Consider the following 19,639-nt stretch of genomic DNA (forward strand, 5'->3'; position numbering starts at 1 on the left):
CGCCAATTAGTGAGAAGTTAAGACCATTTCTGTAATCAAAACTTTTTTATGAGAAGAGCCAGGCGTCTGATTTTTTTAAGAGATGTAATGCAATTGGCATTTACTGCTTATGGCGGTCCACAAGCTCATATTGCGCTTTTTATAGAAGTACTCATAGAAAAGCATCAGTATCTCACCGAGGAGGAATTATTGGAGTTAAATGCGCTTTGCTCCATTTTGCCGGGGCCTACTTCTACCCAAACTATTACAGCGGTTGGTTTTAGGCTAGGGGGCCCTTCTTTGGCTTATTGGACACTGTTAATTTGGTGTTTTCCTGCTATTACCCTAATGATTTTGTTGGGGCTTTTAATAAGTCTGGCAGCGTCTTTTGACATTTCATTAGCTTTTACCCGATTTATTCCACCACTGGCAGTGGCTTTTGTGGCCGCAGCAGGGATTAAGATCGCCCGAAAAGTGATTCGGGATGGGGAGGGCGTCGTCATTATGGTGATTTCGGTGGTTTTATGTTTGTTGGCTGCCAGTCCATTCCTTTTTCCCCTGATCTTATTAGCCGCCGGCACCTTTACCAGTTGGCGACATCATCGGGAAGAAAAATCTCCTGCAGAAAAAGCGCCCTGGCGTATCGATTGGAAGAATTTCTTTTTATGGATTGGGGTGCTCATAGGAGCTGCGTTGGTCGGATATTTTACGCAAGACAAATTAGTCCGCCTTTTTGAGAATTTTTACCGGAATGGCAGTCTGGTTTTTGGTGGTGGACAGGTACTAATTCCTTTACTCTACACGGAATTTGTAAGCCTTAAAATGTACCTGACTTCTGAGGAGTTTCTGACGGGCTATACCATGGTACAGGCGGTTCCCGGACCTGTATTTTCTTTTTGTGCTTATGTGGGGACCCTCAGTATGCAGCAGCATGGTGTTCCGATGGCTATTTTGGGTGGATTAGTCTCCGCGGTGGGTATTTTCCTTCCCGGCACATTTTTGATTTTCTTTGTTATTCGCTTTTGGGAGCGTCTGAAGCATTATGCCGTGATCAAAGCAAGTTTAAAGGGTATTGTGGCGGCCAGCTCTGGTTTTGTGGCTGCTGCAGCCGTTCAGCTGGCCATGCCCATAGAGTGGCAATGGTTGAATATCCTGGTGGTATTGTCAGGATTTATTCTGATTCTTACCAATAAAGTCCCCGCACCTGTTATCGTTTTACTTACCCTGGGGATAGGCTTAATTTTGTAAATAATCAATACTAGACCCTTCATCCGTTACTTCCAGGCAAATATTAGCGCCATGAATAAAAGGGAGGTTGTGAGCCTCATGACCAATTGGAGCGCCTACCCAGACCGGATATTGATAATTCGCAACATGTTGCAGGATGATTTCTTCCGCCAGTTTTCCGAAAGGATAACGCCCCTCTTTCATATCTGAAAATTGTCCGATAATCAATCCCGCCAGTTGGGAGAGTACCCCTGATCGCTGTAATTGTATCATCATGCGGTCCAGATGGTAAAGTTGTTCCTCCAGATCCTCCAAAACCAAAATAGCGCCTTTCCAATTCGGCTCTGAAGGGCTTGAGAGGCAATGATTGATGATGCTGAGGTTTCCGCCCAAGATTTTTCCCTTCGCTTTCCCCTGACGGTTTAAAGGGTGTTTAGGGGATGCTAGCTTTGTTGTTTTCCCTTTGAGTAAGCCAAACAAAGCTTGTCGGGCGACTTCTCCTCCTTCCCGGGCATAGGAATTGGGCATTACCCCATGAATGCTGCAGATATGGTATTTTTCCAAATGCAGGTGAATGGCTGTAAGGTCGGAAAATCCCACCAACCATTTTGGCAATTTCCGGAATTGGCTGAAATCCGCCAGGTCAATAATCCTGCTGGCCCCATAGCCCCCGCGTGCAAAGAGAATAGCCTTGATTTCCGGATTGTCCAGTGCTTGCTGAAAATCGGCCAGACGATCTTCATCTTTTCCGGCTAACATCCCAACCTGGTCCAGGCAATGTGCTCCCAAATGGACACGGAAGCCTTCTTTTTCCAGTATTTTCCGGGCAGCCTGGACTGGCGTCTCCATTACCGGGCCGGAAATGGCAACAATGGCAACAGCATCTCCTTCTTTTAAAAATGGCGGGTACAGGGTTTTTTGCATAGGGCTTAAAAATAAAAAATCCCAACCGTAAGATTGGGATTTTTAAATTGATATTTTTTTCAAATTAGTTGGAAGCAGGAGGAGTTACTCCAAGGTCTTTCAATACTAAATTTGAGATGTTGTCTTCTTCACGCGCATAAAGCAATACTGGGAAACCAGCCGCATCAGAAGTGAATACGTGGGTATAACCATTTGCTTCCGCTACTTTATCAATAGAGTTCTGGATTTTCTTGTAAGTAGGTTCCAATAACTCTTGTTGTTTCTTTTGCAAAGATCCTTGGGCAGTTTGCTGGAACTGCTGGATTTGCTGCTGCATGTTTTGAAGTTCCTGTTGCTTGTCTGCACGAACCTCAGGTACCATCGTTTCGGCTTTTTCGCTGAAGTCTCTGTACTTTGTTTCGAATTCCTGCATTTTAGCTTGCAACTGATTGCCAAGTTGCGCCTCGTACTCCTTCAATTGCGTTTCGATCTGCTTAGCTTCAGGTAACTGGCTTAGGATATAGTCAACATTGGTGTATCCTATTTTAATTGCTGCAGTTTGTGCTTGCGCACTCAAACCCAAAAATACCAACACCAATGCCAGCGCAGTAATTAAGCTTTTATTTTTCATAATTATCCCAAAAATTAAATTTGTTGCAAACTAATAAAGATTAAGAGTTTAAAAAAAAACTCTTCCAATTTATCGATCCGAATTAACACTATTTAACACTATCCTTATTCTACGGTGTCATTGGGATCTCCAAGTCCCAGTTCTTCCAGTACATAGTCGGTGTAATCGTGTATCGGGTCGGTATAAATCATCACCAGTGTTCCGGATTTATCGAAGATCACCTGAAGCCTTTTTTCTTTGGCGACTTTGGATACTGCCTCAAAAACTTTGTCTTGTACCGGCTTGATCAATTCCTTTTTCTTCAGGAAGAACATCCCTTCAAATCCAAAGACTTTTTTGTGGTAAGCTTTAACTTCTTCCTCCTTTCGTTGAATCTCCTTCAGTCTTTCCTCCTTCATTTCGGCAGTAAGCAGGACTTCTTCGGCCTGGAGTTCATCGTATTTGGCCTGGATATCTTTATAACTTTCGGCAATTTCTTTTTGCCAGGTTTCGGAAAGTTTATTAATTTCTGACTGGGCTTCCTGATATTCGGGGATTTTGGTCAGGATGAATTCTGTATCCACATAACCAAATTTCTGAGCCCAGGAATATTGACCAAAACAAAGGCAGGCCAACAGGCAAAAAAAGAAAGACAGTTTATTCATATGCATTGAAAAGCGTTTTGCTTTAGATTTCAATTTACGCTTCCTAAAAGGAAATTAAACCTAAATATTAGATTATTTTTTGATTTAAGGAAATTAACCGAATTATGAGCGCTTTACCGGATTGTCCATACTTAAATCCTCCTTTAGCAGCAAGGGGGAAAATGAAGGAGTAGTTCTTCATTTCAAGTTTTTTCCAAGGAAGAAATAGTTCTTTAGAGTGTGTTTAAAAGCATACCATCCGGCCGCAAATTCGATTTATTTCCATAAGCCTAGCCCCCAATTTTGGGTTTTAAAAATTCAGGAAAAGATCGGTAATGGGGAGATCCCATGAAGAGTGAGGAAAGGTAAAGCATCCAACGGTGAATAAATTTGTTTAAGCCCTTTGAATCTGCTGGTGCATCATTCCGGTTAAACGGCGGACGTCTTTTCGAAACAGGGCATAAAAAAAGCGATGCTCAAAGGAACATCGCTTTTGTATATTTTTCAATCTGATTATCTGATCTGCTGTCCGATGGTGAAGTGGAACTGAGAACCGGAAGGTCCGCCAGCAGGCTGCGTTGGAGTCGGATCAAATCCGTAACCCCAGTCAATACCAATCAAACCAAAGGCCGGCATAAAGATTCTGGCACCCACACCCGCTGATCTTTTTACATCGAATGGGTCAAAGCTACTGACCTCATTAAAGTTGTTACCCGCTTCTGCAAAGGTGTGAACATAGATGGTCGCAGATGGATTCAGTGACAGTGGGTAACGCAATTCCGCGGTATATTTTACGAAAGTTGTACCCCCCTGAATTTGTTCTTCCGGGTTGTAAGGAATCAGGGAACGATCCTGATAACCTCTTAAGGCTACAATATCAGTACCCAACATGAAGTTACCTCCGGAAAGACCCGAACCACCCATTTCAAATCTTTCGAAAGGACCTACCCCAACCTGATTGGTATAGGATCCCATATGTCCAAAGTGGGCCTTGGTTTCCAATACCAAATCACCCCAGATTTGTACATAGTTTTTCAGGTCAAAGTTAACCTTATAGAATTCGACAAATCGATACTTTTCCTCATTATCAATGTTGTCATAATCTTTGTTATTGAACAAAGAATATGGAGGCGTCATGGCCAATCTGGTACTTACCAATGAACCGGTTCGCGGATACATTGGGTTATCCACCGAGTTACGAGACAAAGTCGTAATGAAGGAGAAGTTAGTAGAAGTACCAGTATCAAATCCTAGTCTGGAGTAAGTATAGTTCTCCATTTCGTAAGTCTGCATCGATAATGCGTAGGAAATGGTAAACCAGTCATCCGGCCAGGTCAAACGCTTTCCTAATCCAATCGATGCTCCCCACATTTTCAAAAATCCAATCTGATTCGTGAAACTGAAATCATTGAATGGGAAGATACGCTGTACCGAGTGATTGAAAGACACATTTAATGAGGTAGGCTTTCTACCACCCAACCAAGGCTCGGTAAATCCGATTGCATAAGACTGATACTGTACCCCGTTTGCCTGGATATTCAGGGAAAGCTTTTGGCCATCTCCGGAAGGCAATGGACGATAAGTACTCTTATCGAAAATATTCTTAACCGAGAAGTTATTAAAGGTCAATCCTACTGTTCCTACGAAACCGAAGGATCCACCCCAACCACCGGAAAGGGAAATCTGATCGGATGGTCGCTCCTGTACGCCCCATTCAATATCTACAGTCTCTGCAGCCATATTGGGCAGTGGAACCGGATTGATGGTTTCTGCATCAAAATAACCCAGCTGAGAAAGCTCGCGCTGTGTACGGATAATCATGTCACGGGAGAATTTATCTCCGGGAACGGTTCTTAGCTCACGGTAAACCACGTGGTCATTGGTACGGTCATTACCGGTCAAGCGAACTTTATTGATTGTAAACTGGGCTCCCTCAACGATACGCATTTCCACGTCAATGGAATCTCCTTCTACTTTTACCTCAACAGGCTCGCAGCGGAATGCCAGATAACCGTTGTCCATATACTGACCATAAACGTCTGGACCATTCGGGTTGAAGTTCAGCTTTTTATTGATGAGCTCCATATCATAAACATCCCCTTTTTTTACCCCCAGGATTTTGTTCATGATTTCGTCGGTATAAACGAAGTTACCCACCCATTCTACATCTCGGAAATAGTATTTCTGACCTTCTTCAATATGTAAATCCACATTGATACGGTCTTTACCGGAAGCATAAACAGAATCTTCCATGATTTGTGCGTCCCGGTAACCTCTGGAGTTGTAATAAGTGATGACTTTATCTAAATCCTCCTCATACTCGGTGCGAATAAATTTGGTGGATTTAAAGAAGTTCAGCTTCACGTTTTCATTCAAATAATCCTTTACGCTGGAGCCGCCGTCACCTTCCTGATGCGTCAGGAAGTATTTCATGTTTTCCGGTTTTCCTAGGGAAATGAGGTCGGAGGCTAACCTGTTAGGCAGTTTAAAACGAAGGTTTTCATTGGTTTTCTTCATTTTACGCTTGACCGTTTGGTCATCAATGGCTTCTGCCCCGAAAACATTGATTTTGTCAATCCTTACTTTGTTGTTTTTGGTGACATCGAAAATCAATCGAACACCGCTGGTTACCAGCGTATCTTCAATTTGCTTCGTTTTTACGTCCACATTTAAGTGTCCTTTGTCCACATAGAAGTCACGAATGGAAAGTTCTGCATTTTTCACAATGGCATCGGTCAGTACCCTACCACGGATCAGCTTAATTTTTTCTCCCAATTCCTTGGACTGGCTTTTGGAGATTCCCTGGAATTCAAAACGCGTCAGTCTTGGACGCTCCTTTAATTCCAGTGTTAGGAATGCCTGTCCATCTTCCAGCTTATTGACCAAAATGGAAACGTCCCCGATAATCCCGTGTTTCCACAGTTTACGGATGGCGTTACTGATGTCATCTCCGGGAATTCTAACCTTGTCACCTACTTTTAGGCCGGTTAAGGAGAGCAATGCCGATTTATTCAGGGTTTCAATTCCTTGTACGTCAATTTCGGCAATTTCATATTCCTTAGGATTTCCATAATCCAGCTTGATGGTGTTGTCAATTTTACGTCCAACACCCATTCTGAATTGTGCTGTGGCTTCTTGAGCCAGGGATAATCCAAGGGAAAAAATAGTGATAAATCGGATTATATTAGACAATTTCATGAGTTTTGGGATTGCACCTGTTCGCTAATTTTTCCAAATCTTCGTTCGCGTTTTTGATAATCTAATACCGCTTCAAACAGGTGTTTTTGTCTGAAATCTGGCCATAGGGTATCAGTAATATGTAGTTCGGTATAAGCTATCTGCCACAGTAAAAAATTGCTGATCCTTTTTTCCCCACTGGTTCTAATGAGTAGTTCCGGATCAGGGATTTCTGCCGTGTATAGACTTTTACTAATAAAATCTTCGGTAATATCTTCAGGTTTCAGCGCTCCACTTTGTGCGGCTGCTACCATTTTTTGAACACTGTTAATGATCTCGGCCCGGCCACTGTAGCTCAGCGCCAGATTCAATACCAGCTTGCTGTTGCCTTTGGTATAATTCATTGCCCAGCTTAGTTCTTCCTGACAACCTTTTGGAAGGCTGGAAATATCTCCAATAGCATTTATTCTAACACCATTTTTGTGAAGATCAGGAGTCTCCTTTTTAATTGTGCTGACGAGCAATTGCATCAAGGCCTCAATTTCTAATTTTGGACGGTTCCAGTTTTCGGTGGAGAAGGTATAAAGCGTAAGGTATTTTACCCCCAATTCCATGCTTCCCTCAACCGACTCCCGAACTGCTTTAAGGGCATTTCGATGACCAAAAATCCTGGCTGCTCCTTGTTTTTTAGCCCATCGTCCGTTGCCATCCATGATGATGGCGATATGTTTAGGTATATTATTTGGATTAATCTGTTCCTTCATGCGAAATAACCATTCCTTATCTTCAAGCCTGTAAAGTTGCTTTAATTTTTTTAAGAATAAAAACTTATTAGCAGGGCTTTAGTAAAAATCATGAGGGCATGGAACGCTGAAAAAACCATAACTCAGGGAAAGACCAAAGTAATAGTACATGTCCGCATTCGAATCATGTCCGTAATAGAAATCTCTTTTTTTAACTTCTTCCGGTTCGGAAGGGTAATATCTTTGCGAATGATTGCTGGTTTCAATTTCCTGAGAAACATTGTCCAGGCGATCGGTGAAAGTCAGGCGTGCGCCAAATTCCAGGTTGAGGGTCCAGTTTGGGTTTAAACTGTATTTAAAGCCAAAGCCCAGTGGAATCACCAGTGGAAATGCATTTTTTTGCTCAATAAAGCTGTCTCCACCTGTAATTGTGGCAGTGTAAGAGAAGGAATTGTAATTGTATTTTGTAGCCGGGATATTGGCCACTCCGGAGTTTTCAGGGGGGATAGGCGCTATAGAGGAAGTGCCCTGAAAGTAATTGAAACCAACCCCAAGGAATAAATAAGGGGTCCAGGGATAACCAGAGCCACTGCTTTTGTAGTCCATGAAATTGTACTCCATGACGGCACTCGCCTCGGTCATCAGTGCATTGAAGGAGGCGTTTCGGCTGGTGGCAAAATTATCTCTGGCCGTATTGGCATCGCTCCCCTGAATGCTTCCTACCAGTAACTGGTAGCGCATGGTAAAACCGTACTGATAATTTCGGCGGTAGGCTACCGCCACTGCCGGGAGGGTTTCTTTAAAAGAAAAATTAGGCTGTATGTCTCCCGTATAGGTCATGCCTCCAATCCCGACGCCAATTTCCTGAAATTGGGCATTGGCTTCCTGCTTCCATACCAGCATAAATCCTAGCAGGAGGGTCAGTTTACAGCATAAATATGTTTTGCGTTTGGGTAAAAACACCACTCGTTTTTTGATTATTAGAAACCTCAAATTCGAAATTATTACAAAAATGAGGGGAAATATAATAAAATGCTTTAAACGTATTGCTCTTGCATAAGCAGAATGGTGTGATTGAGACTAAATTTGAGCTGAAGATACAATTTTTTAATTAATTTCTTAGATCCATGCCCCAATTGAGTTTACCACGAAGGGTATCATAGAAGCTATAGTCATTGAGGTGGATCAGTTTTACACCGAAAGATTCTTTTTTTAGTTTGATTTCGGTTTGGTAGGGAATGCTCTGCGAGCGGGAATCCAAAGAAATTAAAACATTGCGTGATCGGCTTTCTATTTCCAGGCGGATTTCAGAATTATCCGGAATAATCAGTGGTCTTACATTTAAGTGGTGCGGACTGACCGGAGTAATGACGAAATTATTGGATGCCGGATGTAGCAATGGGCCTCCGCAAGACATGGAATAACCCGTGGAACCCGTCGGAGTGGCCACGATTAATCCGTCGGCCCAATAGCTATTGATGTATTCATCATTAATAAAGGCACGAACGGTAATCATAGAGGAGCTGTCCTTTTTGGTTACCGTGAATTCATTCAGCGCGAAGTTCTGATTGGGGAAAAAGTTTTCCGGAGTCCGTAAAGAAAGTAAGCTTCTTTCATCGATTCGGTAGTCTCCTTCCTGAATTCTTTTGAAAGTTTCTGTAAACTTGTTGATGGGAATAGTGGCCAGAAAGCCTAACCTTCCGGTATTAATACCTAAAATAGGCGTCTCACTACTTCCCACATAAGTAACGGTATCTAGCAAGGTGCCATCTCCCCCAAGGGTAATGATTGCATCGCATTCGGGTAAGTTTCCACGCCCAAAAGTACCGGCCAGGGGTAATTTGATGCCCCGGTAGTGCAAGACTTTGGCATATCTTTCGGAGAGGAAAATTTTACTACTGTATCGAACAATTCGGTCAAAAATTGTTCGCATAACCGGAATACTTTGTTCTGAGAAGTTTTTACCGTGTAAGGCGACGCGCATCACTATTGTTTTAAAAAAAATAAATCTTAAAAACCCCTCATTTATTAAGGTTGAGCGGATTTTGGCTCAAAATTACAAAGCCAAATTAAATATTTAAATATTTCATCAAAATATCAAACCGCTCCTGCTCATTGGTTAAACTGGTGGTCTCCTCGAAACGGGCTTCAATCAGATAGCCAAAGCGCTCCAATGTAGCCACAATTCTTTGCAGCTCGTGGGTATTGAGTTTAACCGTCAAATGTAATCTTGTGGGATCCTCAGGGTCATCATATACATAGGTACTGAGGATTTTAGTGTTGTTTTCCTCTATTAGTCGGGTGATTTCAGCCAGGGAATAATCAATCTGTTTCATGGACAGGATTAATATTCCACCGGGACTCTGAATGGCCGATAATTGCGATAAGGCTTTCAGCGTATCATTTAAGGTAATGATCCCCTGGAAATTTAAATCTTCGTCCACCACGGCGACAATGTCCACTCCGTAGTCGGTAGAGAGTTTGATGACATCCAGCATATGCTGATGTTTCTGAACATAACATTGTTCCGCAATCAAAGCATATTCCCCCACCAGGGCGTCGATATTATTATTCTCTAATACCAACTCCTCAGAGATCATGCCCTTGAATTTTCGATTGTCCACCACCGGAAGTTGGTGCATGCGCAATTCTTCCATCCATAAAAGCGCCTTTTGCGAATTGTCAGATGATTTTAATGGTGGAATGGAGTGGTTTATCAGAGATTCTGCAATCATATTATTTTTCAGTTCAGGAATCGATCTACGATCTGGTTAAAAACATCCGGATGTTCCATCATGGGAGCATGACAACACCGGTCAATGAATCGTAGTTGAGTGTCAGGTATAAGCCGGTCAAAATCATAGGCCACTTCCGGAGGGGTAATGGTATCATTGGTACCCCACACCAAAAGTGTTTTGGCTTTAATTTTTGGCAACTCATCGGTTAAATTGTTCCGTTGAGCGGACTTAGCTATACTAACGATTTTCATACACTTTGGGATGCTGTTCGTGATATTAAAAACCTCATCCACATATTCCTTAGTGGCCACTTTGGGGTCATAGAAGGTATATTCTACTTTTTCTTTGATGAACTGGTAGTTTCCCCTTTTGGGAAAAGAGCTACCCATGGAGTTTTCAAATAGGCCGGAAGAGCCGGTCAGAATTAATTTATCCACTTCATCAGGGTGTGCCAGCGCATACATCAAAGCAAGATGTCCCCCCAGAGAGTTGCCCATGATGATCATATGATTCAAACCCTTCATTTGGACGAATGCCTCAATATGCGCCAGTAGGCCCTCCAGGTTGGCCTGTTTTCTTGGGATTTCATAAATGGGTAATAAAGGAATAACGACCCTGAACCCTTCTTTGAAGTGATGGACGACCCCATCCCAATTACTTAGGGCGCCAAATAACCCATGAAGCAACATGATGGTTTGCCCCTCACCCTCCTCTATATACTGAAAGCCCTGAGCTTCCTTAATTTCAATAGTCATGCAATAACATTAATATAGGCTAAAAGCCATAAGAGGAATTAGCCTGTAGAAATAATATTTGGCAATTTAGCTCAATACTCCGTAGAGTTTTGAGCTATTGTAAAAAAAATGGTGACCTGTATATTTGTATCGCCAAACACCAACATACTAAGTCACCATCAAGAGCATCGAAACACTCCTAGCGCAAATATTCCATAAAATGTTAGACATTAACAAATGGGAGAGGGATTTCATGATAGAAAATTTGAAAGGACTACTGTCTTTCCGTGGTCGTAATAATTTCACCAACATGAGTCGGTATCTGCGGTACAATGAGGCCACGATTAGATCATGGTATGAAAAATATTTCAATTACCTTTTTTTCAATATTGAGCTCATTAAGACACTTAAAGATGAATTGCGCATCATTGCCTTTGATCCAAGTTATGTTTCCAAAAGTGGTCAACTCACCCCAGGTTTAGGGTACTTTTGGTCAGGCTGCGATAATTCAACAAAAAGAGGTCTAGAAATTACTGGAATAGCAAGTGTTGGCCTCGAAAGTAAAACCGCAATGCATTTAGAGGCCCATCAAACCTTTAAGAGTGAGGACGAGTCATTTAATTTGCTGACCTTTTATGCCAATTTGATTTTGTCAAATGTTGAATTGTACAAGCAAGTATCAGATAGTGTGGTTGTTGATGCTTACTTTTCGCGCTTTACATTCGTCGATCCAATAGTAGAAAAAGGGTTTATTGTCATTAGTAAATTGGCTAAAAACGCATTTCTTCGTTACAGAAATACCGAACCACCTACCGGAAAAAGAGGGCGACCCAAGGTCTATGGAGAAAAAGTGAAATTTAATAATCTTGACCAAAGACACTTTACACTATGTTTCAAAAATGAAAACTCGGAGGCTTTCGAAGCAGAGGTTCATAGTAAAAGTCTTAAACGATGGATCAAGTGTGTGGTCGTCGTTACTGAGCTTGACAATGGGAAAACCAGACGAGAAATTTTATTCAGTACAGACATTAATCAAAGCGGTTCCGCAATAATTGAGCGTTATCGACTTCGATTTCAAATTGAGTTTCTATTTCGAGATGCCAAACAATTCACCGGTTTGACTCACTGCCAAGCAAGGAGTAAAAATAAGATACATAATCACATCAATATGTCCCTAACGGCGGTGTCCGTGGCAAAAGCGCTTCACTATTTTGATAATAAAACCGAAGAAAAGGAACCCTTCTCATTATCAAGTATTAAGATGCTATATTTTAATCGAAACTATATCCAAAGAATATTTAAAGGGTTCGGGATTGCCCCCGAACCGTACAATAATTCAGAGCAAATGCTCCAAATAGAGAGATTTGGCTGTATTGCGGCCTAATTCTTTACGGAGTATTGTTAGCTGAAATGCAATGGATATCAAATGATGCGATGGTGTTCACACCAATTCCTAAGCATTTGCAGTCCTTCATCAGTACAAATAGCTTCCGGGTGAAATTGTATGCCGGTCATTTTCTTCTCAAAATGCTCAATGGCCATTATTTCTCCCTGCTTTGTTTCGGCAGTTATTTGAATATCAGATCTTAATGGCTTTTGCAGGACTAGAGAATGATAACGGGTTACCTTCGAGTGTTTTCCTAAATCCCTGAATGGAATGCCGGTTGGAGAGATTTTGATTTCGGTAATTTTTCCATGCAGAGGTTGAATGGCCTGAATGACTTTCTCGCCCAGGTATTGGCCAATGGCCTGATGTCCCAGGCAAACGCCTAGCATAGGTAATTGACCATCAAAATGTGCAATATACTCCATTAATCGCCCAGCTCCGGAAGGAGTGCCCGGGCCGGGAGAAAGGACGATGGCCCTTACACCCTTCAGGTTTAAATCATGGATGGGGGTATTATTTCGGTAAACCCGGCATTTCACACCAATTTGCGCAAAATAATCCACCAGGTTGTAGGTGAAGGAATCGAAATTATCAATCAGTAATATCAATGTTACACGCTTTTTGGAATGTCCGGAATTTCGAACTCTATGGGAGGAAAGAAGCCCGCTACGAAGTCAGCCAAATCTGCCAAAATAGGAAATGCCATGCTACTACTCATTAATTCGTCGGCTTTTTCAGGGGCAAAATGCTGAATGGCAAAAACAATAACGCCCAGAAAGAGAGCGATCTTAATAATTCCCAATAAGCCACCAGCTAAAGTGTCTAAACTTCCGAGTAGTGTCATATGGATAATTTTTTTCAGGAAAGTTCCGATAAAATGCACCCCTACAACAAAAACAATGAAGACCAAAACGAAAGCGAGATAAGGCAGGTAGCTGATATCAATGCTTACAAAAGGTTTTAACAGGCTGGTAGCGATATCCTGAAATTGTATAGCGCCCCATATCGCAATAAACAGGCTTAAAGTCGTGACAATGCTGACGATAAGTCCCTTTTTAAATCCATTGTAGGCGCCATAACCCATAAGAACCAAGGCGCCTATATCAAAAATACTGATCAAAATAGTTTTGAATTATTGATTAAGTAAAGTCTTCACCATGGTGGAAATAGATTTTCCATCGGCTTTTCCGGCAAGGGATTTAGTGGCAACGCCCATCACTTTCCCCATATCTTTTGGGCCTTCCGCACCGGTTTCAGCAATAATGGTGGTAATTGCCGCCTTTAACTCCTCTTCCGAAAGCGGCTGTGGCAAGTATTGCTCAATCACAGCAACTTCAGAAAGTTCAATTTCTGCTAAATCCTCACGATTTTGTGATTGATACATATCAGCAGATTCTTTTCTTTGTTTTACCGCCTTTTGAAGAATCTTGATTTCCTGCTCTTCATTCAACTCACTGGCACTGCCCTTTTCTGTCTCAGCTAGCATAATCATGGACTTGATTGCTCTTAAAGCTCTCAAATCGTCTTTTTTCTTGGCTAGCATAGCTTTTTTAATATCGGTATTGATGGTCTCTTTTAAGCTCATAAGTTTTCTTTTTATTTTTTGAAATATTATTTGGATACAAAGGTATGGATTTAAGCATTCGGTGGAATAGTTCGACTAAAGCCTCCTGAAAATCTCTTAAAATACTAACTTGCGCCTAAATTTAATAAATCAGGTAATGATATGACGAAGCTGAGTGTAAATATCAATAAAATCGCTACCCTTCGCAATTCGCGCGGTGGGGACAATCCGAATGTTGTAAAAGCGGCACTGGATGCCGAAAGGTTTGGTGCGGAAGGAATCACGGTGCATCCCAGACCGGATGAGCGACATATCACCTACCAGGATGTTTTGGATTTGAGCGAAGTCGTAACTACTGAATTCAATATTGAGGGTTATCCGGATGAGCGTTTTATGGAAATCATCAAAAAGGTGAAGCCCGCTCAGGCGACATTGGTGCCGGACCCGCCAACGGCCATTACCTCCAATGCAGGCTGGGATACGGTTAAGCATGAAGGTTTTCTGAAAGAGATTTGCGAGGCCATTAAAGCAGAGGGGGTTCGTGTTTCTATTTTTGTGGATCCTGACCCTCAATTTGTAGTGGGAGCGAAAAATTGCGGAGCGGATAGAATTGAGTTGTACACCGAGCCATATGCGGCTAACTTCCATAAAGGAAAAGAGGAGGCGGTATCCCATTACGTAGCGGCAGCAGCGAAAGCGCAGGAATTAGGCCTGGGGATTAATGCAGGTCATGATTTGGATTTGGATAATCTGAAATATCTTAAAGAACAATTGCCGCAATTAGATGAAGTATCTATCGGCCATGCCTTAGTATGCGACGCCCTTTATATGGGTTTTGAAAATACCATTCAACTATACCTACGACAGTTAAAATAAACCAATATGCAGCTTAACTTTAAACGGCTTGGGGAGGGCACTCCCCTGATTATATTACATGGCTTATTCGGCTCTCTGGATAACTGGATGACCTTTGCCCGTGCCATAGCAGCAAAGCGTACCGTTTATTTGGTAGATCAGCGAAACCATGGGGGCTCGCCCCATGCAATGGATCACCATTATGAGGCGATGGCAGATGATTTGGAGGTGTTTTTTCAATCTCATCAGATCGAAGAGGCTGATATCATCGGACACTCCATGGGAGGGAAAACGGCCATGCAGTTTGCTTGTGAGCATCCTGAAAAAGTTAAGCAATTAATAGTAGTGGATATCGCCCCCAAGGAGTATCCGGTGCATCATCAATTGATCATTGAAGCATTAGAGTCTATTGATTTGTCTGCCATTAAAAGTCGGGGGCAGGCGGATGAGCAAATGAGTAAATTGATTGAAGACTTTGGAGTAAGACAATTTCTTTTGAAAGGTCTGGCCAGAGGTCCGGAAGGTTTTCGATGGAAATTCAATTTAGAAGTGATAAAAGATCAAATTGAGAACATTGTGGTGCCTTTGGATGCGCAATCTCATTTTGACGGGCCTTCCGTTTTTATCAGAGGAGCCAGATCCAATTATATCCTGGAGGAAGATTTTGATGGTATTTTGAGACAATTTCCTCATGCTTCATTCGAGACCATTGCAGAGGCGGGTCATTGGATTCATGCAGAAAAACCTCAGGCATTTCTGGAGGTGATCAGTAAATATTTATAAGATGTCAAAGAATAAAGGTACACTATATTTAATCCCCAACGTCATTGCAGACGAAACGGCTCCGGCAGTAATTGCAGAGCAGGTTCGTGAAGTGGTGAAGGATACACAGTACTTTTTGGTGGAAAATATCAGAACGGCCAGAAGGTATATCTCCAGCTTGAAATTGGGCCTGACCATTGAAGAGTTGAGATTCGAAGTTTTGGATAAAAAGACCAAAGATACCCAACTTGCTCAATTGATGCAGCCCGTACTGAATGGTGAGAATGTCGGGATTATCTCAGAGTCGGGTTGTCCGGGAATCGCGGATCCGGGGGCATTAGCCGTAGATTTTGCACATAATAAGGGGATTCAGGTGGTGCCTTTGGTAGGTCCTTCCTCCATTTTTATGGCCTTGATGTCTTCCGGTTTTTCAGGGCAGTCCTTTGCCTTTAGCGGTTACCTTCCGATTGATAAAAAAAGAAGAGTTGAGGCGATCAAGCGTTTAGAGAAAACGGCTAAAGATTTTCATCAAACGCAGATTTTTATGGAGACGCCTTATAGGAATGATCATCTTTTTAACGATTTAGTGAAAAACTGCAATCCGAACGTCAAACTTTGCGTAGCTAAAGATGTTTCCGGTAAGGAGGAATTCATTAAAACCAAGACAATCGCTCAATGGAGAAAAGAGAAATTGACCATAGGCAAATTCCCGACAATTTTTGTACTTAGTGTTTAAAAACGTATTTAGTTTCAGGCATTTTCTCTAACTTTGAATTTCGATTTAACATTCATGTTCTTTGCAAGGGAGTGTTTTTCTTGGTCTTAGAGCCAAGGCGGTTTTGGTCCCCTTGCCGAGTTCAAAAAATCCTAAAATCATATTTTAATATGTCTTATTTCTTTACGTCAGAATCAGTATCAGAAGGGCACCCGGATAAAGTTGCCGATCAAATTTCTGATGCACTTATCGACCATTTTTTGGCCTTTGATAAGCATTCAAAAGTTGCGTGTGAAACCTTGGTGACTACTGGTCAGGTAGTTTTGGCCGGGGAAGTGAAATCCAAAGCTTATTTGGATGTACAGCAAATCGCTCGTGACGTTATCAATAAAATTGGATATACCAAGGGAGAGTATCAGTTTGATGGTAATTCTTGTGGTGTTATCTCCGCTATTCATGAGCAATCTGATGATATCAATCGTGGTGTTGACCGTGAGGATAGAGAAAATCAGGGTGCAGGGGACCAGGGGATGATGTTTGGTTATGCCACCAATGAAACCGAGAACTACATGCCACTGGCATTGGAAATTTCTCATCGTATTCTTCGCGAACTTGCAGATTTGCGTCGCGAGGGGAATGAAATTCCTTATTTGCGTCCGGATGCAAAATCTCAGGTGACTGTTCAGTACTCTGATGACCATAAGCCGGAGCGCATTGAAGCGATTGTAGTTTCTACTCAGCATGATCCTTTCGCGGATACCGATGAGGAGATGCTCGGTAAAATTGAAGCCGATATCAAGGAGATTTTGTTGCCAAGAGTGATTTCTAGCTTGCCGGTACATATTCAGGATCTTTTTGGGGCGGATATCAAATATCACATTAACCCTACCGGGAAATTTGTGATTGGAGGTCCTCATGGTGATACCGGTTTGACTGGTCGCAAAATTATTGTGGATACTTATGGTGGTCGTGGAGCTCATGGTGGAGGTGCTTTTTCAGGTAAAGATCCATCAAAAGTAGACCGTTCAGCAGCCTATGCCACTCGTCATATTGCCAAGAATTTAGTTGCAGCAGGTGTAGCGGATGAGGTGTTGGTGCAGGTTTCTTACGCTATTGGCGTAGCGGAGCCGACCGGTGTTTATGTCAATACCAACGGCACCGCCAAGGTAAGCTTAACGGATGGTGAGATTGCGGAAAAGGTGAAGGCCATTTTTGATATGCGTCCTTACGCTATTGAGCAGCGCTTAAAACTAAGAAACCCCATTTATCAGGAAACAGCTGCTTATGGTCACATGGGTAGAACTTCAGAAGTTAAAAAAGTTTCTTTCCCAAATCCGTACTCGGAGCCTGTAGTGTTGGAAGTGGAAACTTTCACCTGGGAAAAATTGGACTATGTAGAAGCCATTAAAAATGCTTTTAGTCTATAAGGATTTAGCTTGAATAGCTTGTCTTTTAAAAATAGGATTTGGCCTTAGGCTGGATCCTATTTTTTTATGTGAAACCTATTCTTAAGCCGGATTCTTCAGGCTAAAACCCTCGTTTGGCTGGTGGGTAGGAAAATGAAGGGATTTTGCTTATTTCGAGTTTTGTTATGGAGTTAGACCAATGAAAAGAAAGCAAGCTTAGGGTGGGTTTAAAATCCAAAATTCGTAGCGAAAATTTGAAGCGTTGCAGAATCGATACCCGATTATTTTGAGAGAATAGCATCGCTATTATGGAGAAGTAGCTCTTACCTAATTTTGGTCATTAAAAAATCAGCCAGCTATCCAAAATATGTTGAAAATGAACTATTTGGGGTGGGGTATTGAACCTAGTGGTGAATAATTCAAGTTAGAATTCATTTCAAGGAATAGTGGAGCAAAAAAAAACCGACCCAAAGGCCGGCTTTTTTTTATTATGCTTTTTATTCGAACTCTTCTTCAAACTCCTCCTCGGAGATTGCTTCTTGATTAAGAAGAACTTCTTTATTGTTTTGCTTATCGGTTAATTTTTCCTTGTATTTTTTTAGTTGTCGTCTTAAGCTTTCTGTCGCCTCGTCCGTTGCCGCCTCGAATGAACTACCGGTTGCTTTAGCGAAAAGCTGTGTTTTTGGTAAGTTTAATTTAATTTCTACGATCTTATTCTCGTTATCGTCATTTTTAGCCAGACGTAAGAATACTTCGCCGTCAATAATTCTGTCGAAAAAAGTCTCCAGTTTGTCAACTTTCTTCTGAATGAAGTCTAATAGCTTGATATCAGCTGTAAAGTGAATAGAATGCATCTGCAACTTCATAAGCGAAATGTATTTTAAGTGATCTATTTATGGATATCTTCCTCGGCCTTTGGATGGGCCTGATTGAAAACATCCTTTAATTTTCCAATACTATTATGTGTGTAAACCTGCGTAGCAGATAAACTACTATGTCCTAAAAGATCTTTAATGGCATTTAAATCAGCTCCGCGGTTCAAAAGATGGGTAGCAAACGTATGTCTCAGAATGTGTGGGCTCTTCTGGTCTATAGTTTTAAAAATTTCCAAGTACTCCTTCACCTTCTTGTAAATAAAAGTTGGATACGATTGCTTTCCACTATTGGTAACGATTAAAAATTCGCAAGTGTTACCCGAAAATTCAATTAGTTTTTGTTCTTCATATCGGGGAATAAGCTCTCTGAGGGTGCTATTTAGAGGTATTAGTCTGATTTTGTTACCTTTACCCCTGACTCTAACCGTGTAATTTTTTTTATCAATTTGTTCACTTTTTAACTCAATTAGCTCCGCCCGTCTTATACCGGTGCCATATAAGAGCTCTAATATTAATCGATCTCTAAGGCCTTGGAAGTCCTCGGGCAGGTGAGACAGTTGGTCCAGAAAGTGATTAAGTTGGTCTTCCGGAATAAATTTTGGAACGCGCTTAGGCTTTTTTAAAGTTTTAAGTTTTTCGGTAGGGTCTTTTTCAATGGTGCCTCTTTTCAGACAAAATTTGAAAAAGCTTTTCAGGCAGGCGATTTTTCGGTTTATAGAAGTTATCGCCATTTCTTCCTCTGAAAGATAAATGATCCACTGCCTCAATTCATTGGGGGAGACCAAATGAACGGGGGTCTCTATGGCATTTTCCTGAAGGTAGAGAGAAAATTTGTTAAGGTCATTTTCGTATGAGATGATGGTATGTTGGCTGAGTCTTTTTTCATAAGCCATATACCTCAAAAAATCCTTAATCATATTTTTAGTGAAAAGGTAATCAATGTGAAATTATGGAGCAGGTGATTTACGTGTTGTTTTTCACCAGCCAATTTGATTACCTGAAAAATGGGCAAAAAAAAAGTACCATCTTAGGATGGTACTTAATTTTTTCAAAAAACTATTAATTAATAGTTTTCTTCAGCGTACATTTTCTGCTTATAAGCAGCCTTTAGTCTCTGCTGTCTGTTAGTGATAGAAGGCTTAGTGTAGAAGTTACGTGCTCTCAATTCACGCAATACTCCAGTACGCTCAAATTTTTTCTTGAAGCGCTTAAGCGCTTTCTCGATGCTTTCGTTTTCTTTTACGTTTACGATGATCATAATATATCTCTATTTCAATTTCGTTCAATTCAATCGGAACGCAAAGATAGGATATTAATTTT

General features: G+C 41.6%; 20 protein-coding genes and 1 pseudogene. 6 read left to right on the top strand and 15 right to left on the bottom strand.

Features of this window, described 5'->3' with window-relative positions; genetic code table 11:
* The first annotated feature begins 48 nt into the window (after positions 1-48).
* A complete protein-coding gene (gene chrA / locus AAA970_RS01260) occupies positions 49-1,227 on the top strand; it encodes a chromate efflux transporter (RefSeq protein WP_338235683.1) in 1,179 nt (392 codons plus the stop codon).
* On the opposite strand, the gene AAA970_RS01265 is transcribed toward chrA, so the two are convergent.
* The 9 genes from AAA970_RS01265 to AAA970_RS01305 form a co-directional block, all read right to left on the bottom strand.
* Positions 1,216-2,130: a S66 peptidase family protein gene (locus tag AAA970_RS01265; RefSeq protein ID WP_338235684.1), complete on the bottom strand. Its 915-nt coding sequence runs from the start codon at positions 2,128-2,130 to the stop codon at positions 1,216-1,218. The two genes, chrA and AAA970_RS01265, sit on opposite strands and share 12 nt — an antisense overlap.
* Positions 2,131-2,194: 64 nt before the next feature.
* Entirely contained in the window at positions 2,195-2,740 is a 546-nt protein-coding gene (locus AAA970_RS01270) for an OmpH/Skp family outer membrane protein (protein ID WP_338235685.1), read from the bottom strand.
* A 104-nt stretch (positions 2,741-2,844) separates the two neighbouring features.
* Positions 2,845-3,384: an OmpH family outer membrane protein gene (locus AAA970_RS01275; RefSeq protein WP_060685215.1), complete on the bottom strand. Its 540-nt coding sequence runs from the start codon at positions 3,382-3,384 to the stop codon at positions 2,845-2,847.
* A 492-nt stretch (positions 3,385-3,876) separates the two neighbouring features.
* A complete protein-coding gene (locus AAA970_RS01280) occupies positions 3,877-6,555 on the bottom strand; it encodes a BamA/OMP85 family outer membrane protein (RefSeq protein WP_338235686.1) in 2,679 nt (892 codons plus the stop codon).
* A 2-nt stretch (positions 6,556-6,557) separates the two neighbouring features.
* The gene (locus AAA970_RS01285; RefSeq protein ID WP_338235687.1) at positions 6,558-7,304 is read right to left on the bottom strand and encodes an isoprenyl transferase; all 747 of its coding nucleotides are present in this window, start codon (positions 7,302-7,304) and stop codon (positions 6,558-6,560) included.
* A gap of 78 nt (positions 7,305-7,382) precedes the next feature.
* Complete coding sequence (gene porG, locus AAA970_RS01290) at positions 7,383-8,276, bottom strand: type IX secretion system protein PorG (protein ID WP_338235688.1); 894 nt, start codon at positions 8,274-8,276, stop codon at positions 7,383-7,385.
* A 118-nt stretch (positions 8,277-8,394) separates the two neighbouring features.
* Positions 8,395-9,267 carry an NAD kinase gene (locus AAA970_RS01295; protein ID WP_338235689.1) on the bottom strand — a complete coding sequence of 291 codons (873 nt, stop codon included), beginning with the start codon at positions 9,265-9,267 and terminating at the stop codon, positions 8,395-8,397.
* 85 nt (positions 9,268-9,352) lie between these two features.
* Positions 9,353-10,018: a CBS domain-containing protein gene (locus AAA970_RS01300; protein ID WP_338235690.1), complete on the bottom strand. Its 666-nt coding sequence runs from the start codon at positions 10,016-10,018 to the stop codon at positions 9,353-9,355.
* A gap of 8 nt (positions 10,019-10,026) precedes the next feature.
* The gene (locus AAA970_RS01305) at positions 10,027-10,776 is read right to left on the bottom strand and encodes an alpha/beta fold hydrolase (RefSeq protein ID WP_338235691.1); all 750 of its coding nucleotides are present in this window, start codon (positions 10,774-10,776) and stop codon (positions 10,027-10,029) included.
* 199 nt (positions 10,777-10,975) lie between these two features.
* Here AAA970_RS01305 and AAA970_RS01310 point away from each other — a divergent pair, with 199 nt between their 5' ends.
* Positions 10,976-12,139 carry a transposase gene (locus AAA970_RS01310; protein WP_338235692.1) on the top strand — a complete coding sequence of 388 codons (1,164 nt, stop codon included), beginning with the start codon at positions 10,976-10,978 and terminating at the stop codon, positions 12,137-12,139.
* A 38-nt stretch (positions 12,140-12,177) separates the two neighbouring features.
* On the opposite strand, the gene AAA970_RS01315 is transcribed toward AAA970_RS01310, so the two are convergent.
* From AAA970_RS01315 to AAA970_RS01325, 3 genes are read right to left on the bottom strand one after another with little or no spacing between them, the layout of a single operon-like run.
* Positions 12,178-12,750 (bottom strand): anthranilate synthase component II, encoded by a 573-nt coding sequence (locus AAA970_RS01315; protein ID WP_338235693.1) that lies wholly within the window; start codon positions 12,748-12,750, stop codon positions 12,178-12,180.
* A gap of 2 nt (positions 12,751-12,752) precedes the next feature.
* Complete coding sequence (locus AAA970_RS01320; RefSeq protein ID WP_338235694.1) at positions 12,753-13,262, bottom strand: CvpA family protein; 510 nt, start codon at positions 13,260-13,262, stop codon at positions 12,753-12,755.
* A 12-nt stretch (positions 13,263-13,274) separates the two neighbouring features.
* Positions 13,275-13,727: a GatB/YqeY domain-containing protein gene (locus AAA970_RS01325; protein WP_338235695.1), complete on the bottom strand. Its 453-nt coding sequence runs from the start codon at positions 13,725-13,727 to the stop codon at positions 13,275-13,277.
* 141 nt (positions 13,728-13,868) lie between these two features.
* Here AAA970_RS01325 and AAA970_RS01330 point away from each other — a divergent pair, with 141 nt between their 5' ends.
* The 4 genes from AAA970_RS01330 (at position 13,869) to metK (ending at position 17,465) form a co-directional block, all read left to right on the top strand.
* On the top strand, positions 13,869-14,582 hold the full coding sequence (locus AAA970_RS01330; RefSeq protein WP_338235696.1) for a pyridoxine 5'-phosphate synthase: 714 nt from the start codon (positions 13,869-13,871) through the stop codon (positions 14,580-14,582).
* Positions 14,583-14,588: 6 nt separating this feature from the next.
* Entirely contained in the window at positions 14,589-15,344 is a 756-nt protein-coding gene (locus AAA970_RS01335; protein WP_338235697.1) for an alpha/beta fold hydrolase, read from the top strand.
* A gap of 1 nt (position 15,345) precedes the next feature.
* Positions 15,346-16,059 (top strand): SAM-dependent methyltransferase, encoded by a 714-nt coding sequence (locus tag AAA970_RS01340; RefSeq protein WP_053406155.1) that lies wholly within the window; start codon positions 15,346-15,348, stop codon positions 16,057-16,059.
* 149 nt (positions 16,060-16,208) lie between these two features.
* On the top strand, positions 16,209-17,465 hold the full coding sequence (gene metK, locus AAA970_RS01345; protein WP_338235698.1) for a methionine adenosyltransferase: 1,257 nt from the start codon (positions 16,209-16,211) through the stop codon (positions 17,463-17,465).
* A 548-nt stretch (positions 17,466-18,013) separates the two neighbouring features.
* Here metK and hpf read toward each other — a convergent pair.
* The 3 genes and pseudogenes from hpf to rpsU all read right to left on the bottom strand — a co-directional run.
* Positions 18,014-18,310: pseudogene (hpf, locus tag AAA970_RS01350) on the bottom strand (ribosome hibernation-promoting factor, HPF/YfiA family); the annotation flags it as partial.
* Positions 18,311-18,333: 23 nt separating this feature from the next.
* Entirely contained in the window at positions 18,334-19,236 is a 903-nt protein-coding gene (locus tag AAA970_RS01355; RefSeq protein WP_053406153.1) for a tyrosine-type recombinase/integrase, read from the bottom strand.
* Between the two features lie 146 nt (positions 19,237-19,382).
* Positions 19,383-19,577, bottom strand: coding sequence for a 30S ribosomal protein S21 (gene rpsU, locus AAA970_RS01360; RefSeq protein ID WP_053406152.1), 195 nt, complete (start codon positions 19,575-19,577; stop codon positions 19,383-19,385).
* Positions 19,578-19,639 lie beyond the last annotated feature (62 nt).

It is taken from the genome of Persicobacter diffluens (assembly GCF_036244895.1).
In the GTDB taxonomy this organism is placed as follows: Bacteria; Bacteroidota; Bacteroidia; order Cytophagales; family Cyclobacteriaceae; genus Persicobacter; species Persicobacter diffluens.

Coding starts and splice junctions, on each gene's coding strand:
- chrA (WP_338235683.1), top strand. CDS start 49: ATGAGAAGAGCCAGGCGTCTGATTTTTTTAAGAGATGTAATGCAATTG.
- AAA970_RS01305 (WP_338235691.1), bottom strand. CDS start 10,776: ATGACTATTGAAATTAAGGAAGCTCAGGGCTTTCAGTATATAGAGGAG.
- AAA970_RS01285 (WP_338235687.1), bottom strand. CDS start 7,304: ATGAAGGAACAGATTAATCCAAATAATATACCTAAACATATCGCCATC.
- AAA970_RS01325 (WP_338235695.1), bottom strand. CDS start 13,727: ATGAGCTTAAAAGAGACCATCAATACCGATATTAAAAAAGCTATGCTA.
- AAA970_RS01310 (WP_338235692.1), top strand. CDS start 10,976: ATGTTAGACATTAACAAATGGGAGAGGGATTTCATGATAGAAAATTTG.
- AAA970_RS01270 (WP_338235685.1), bottom strand. CDS start 2,740: ATGAAAAATAAAAGCTTAATTACTGCGCTGGCATTGGTGTTGGTATTT.
- AAA970_RS01265 (WP_338235684.1), bottom strand. CDS start 2,130: ATGCAAAAAACCCTGTACCCGCCATTTTTAAAAGAAGGAGATGCTGTT.
- AAA970_RS01295 (WP_338235689.1), bottom strand. CDS start 9,267: ATGCGCGTCGCCTTACACGGTAAAAACTTCTCAGAACAAAGTATTCCG.
- AAA970_RS01340 (WP_053406155.1), top strand. CDS start 15,346: ATGTCAAAGAATAAAGGTACACTATATTTAATCCCCAACGTCATTGCA.
- AAA970_RS01335 (WP_338235697.1), top strand. CDS start 14,589: ATGCAGCTTAACTTTAAACGGCTTGGGGAGGGCACTCCCCTGATTATA.
- metK (WP_338235698.1), top strand. CDS start 16,209: ATGTCTTATTTCTTTACGTCAGAATCAGTATCAGAAGGGCACCCGGAT.
- AAA970_RS01300 (WP_338235690.1), bottom strand. CDS start 10,018: ATGATTGCAGAATCTCTGATAAACCACTCCATTCCACCATTAAAATCA.
- rpsU (WP_053406152.1), bottom strand. CDS start 19,577: ATGATCATCGTAAACGTAAAAGAAAACGAAAGCATCGAGAAAGCGCTT.
- AAA970_RS01355 (WP_053406153.1), bottom strand. CDS start 19,236: ATGATTAAGGATTTTTTGAGGTATATGGCTTATGAAAAAAGACTCAGC.
- AAA970_RS01275 (WP_060685215.1), bottom strand. CDS start 3,384: ATGAATAAACTGTCTTTCTTTTTTTGCCTGTTGGCCTGCCTTTGTTTT.
- AAA970_RS01330 (WP_338235696.1), top strand. CDS start 13,869: ATGACGAAGCTGAGTGTAAATATCAATAAAATCGCTACCCTTCGCAAT.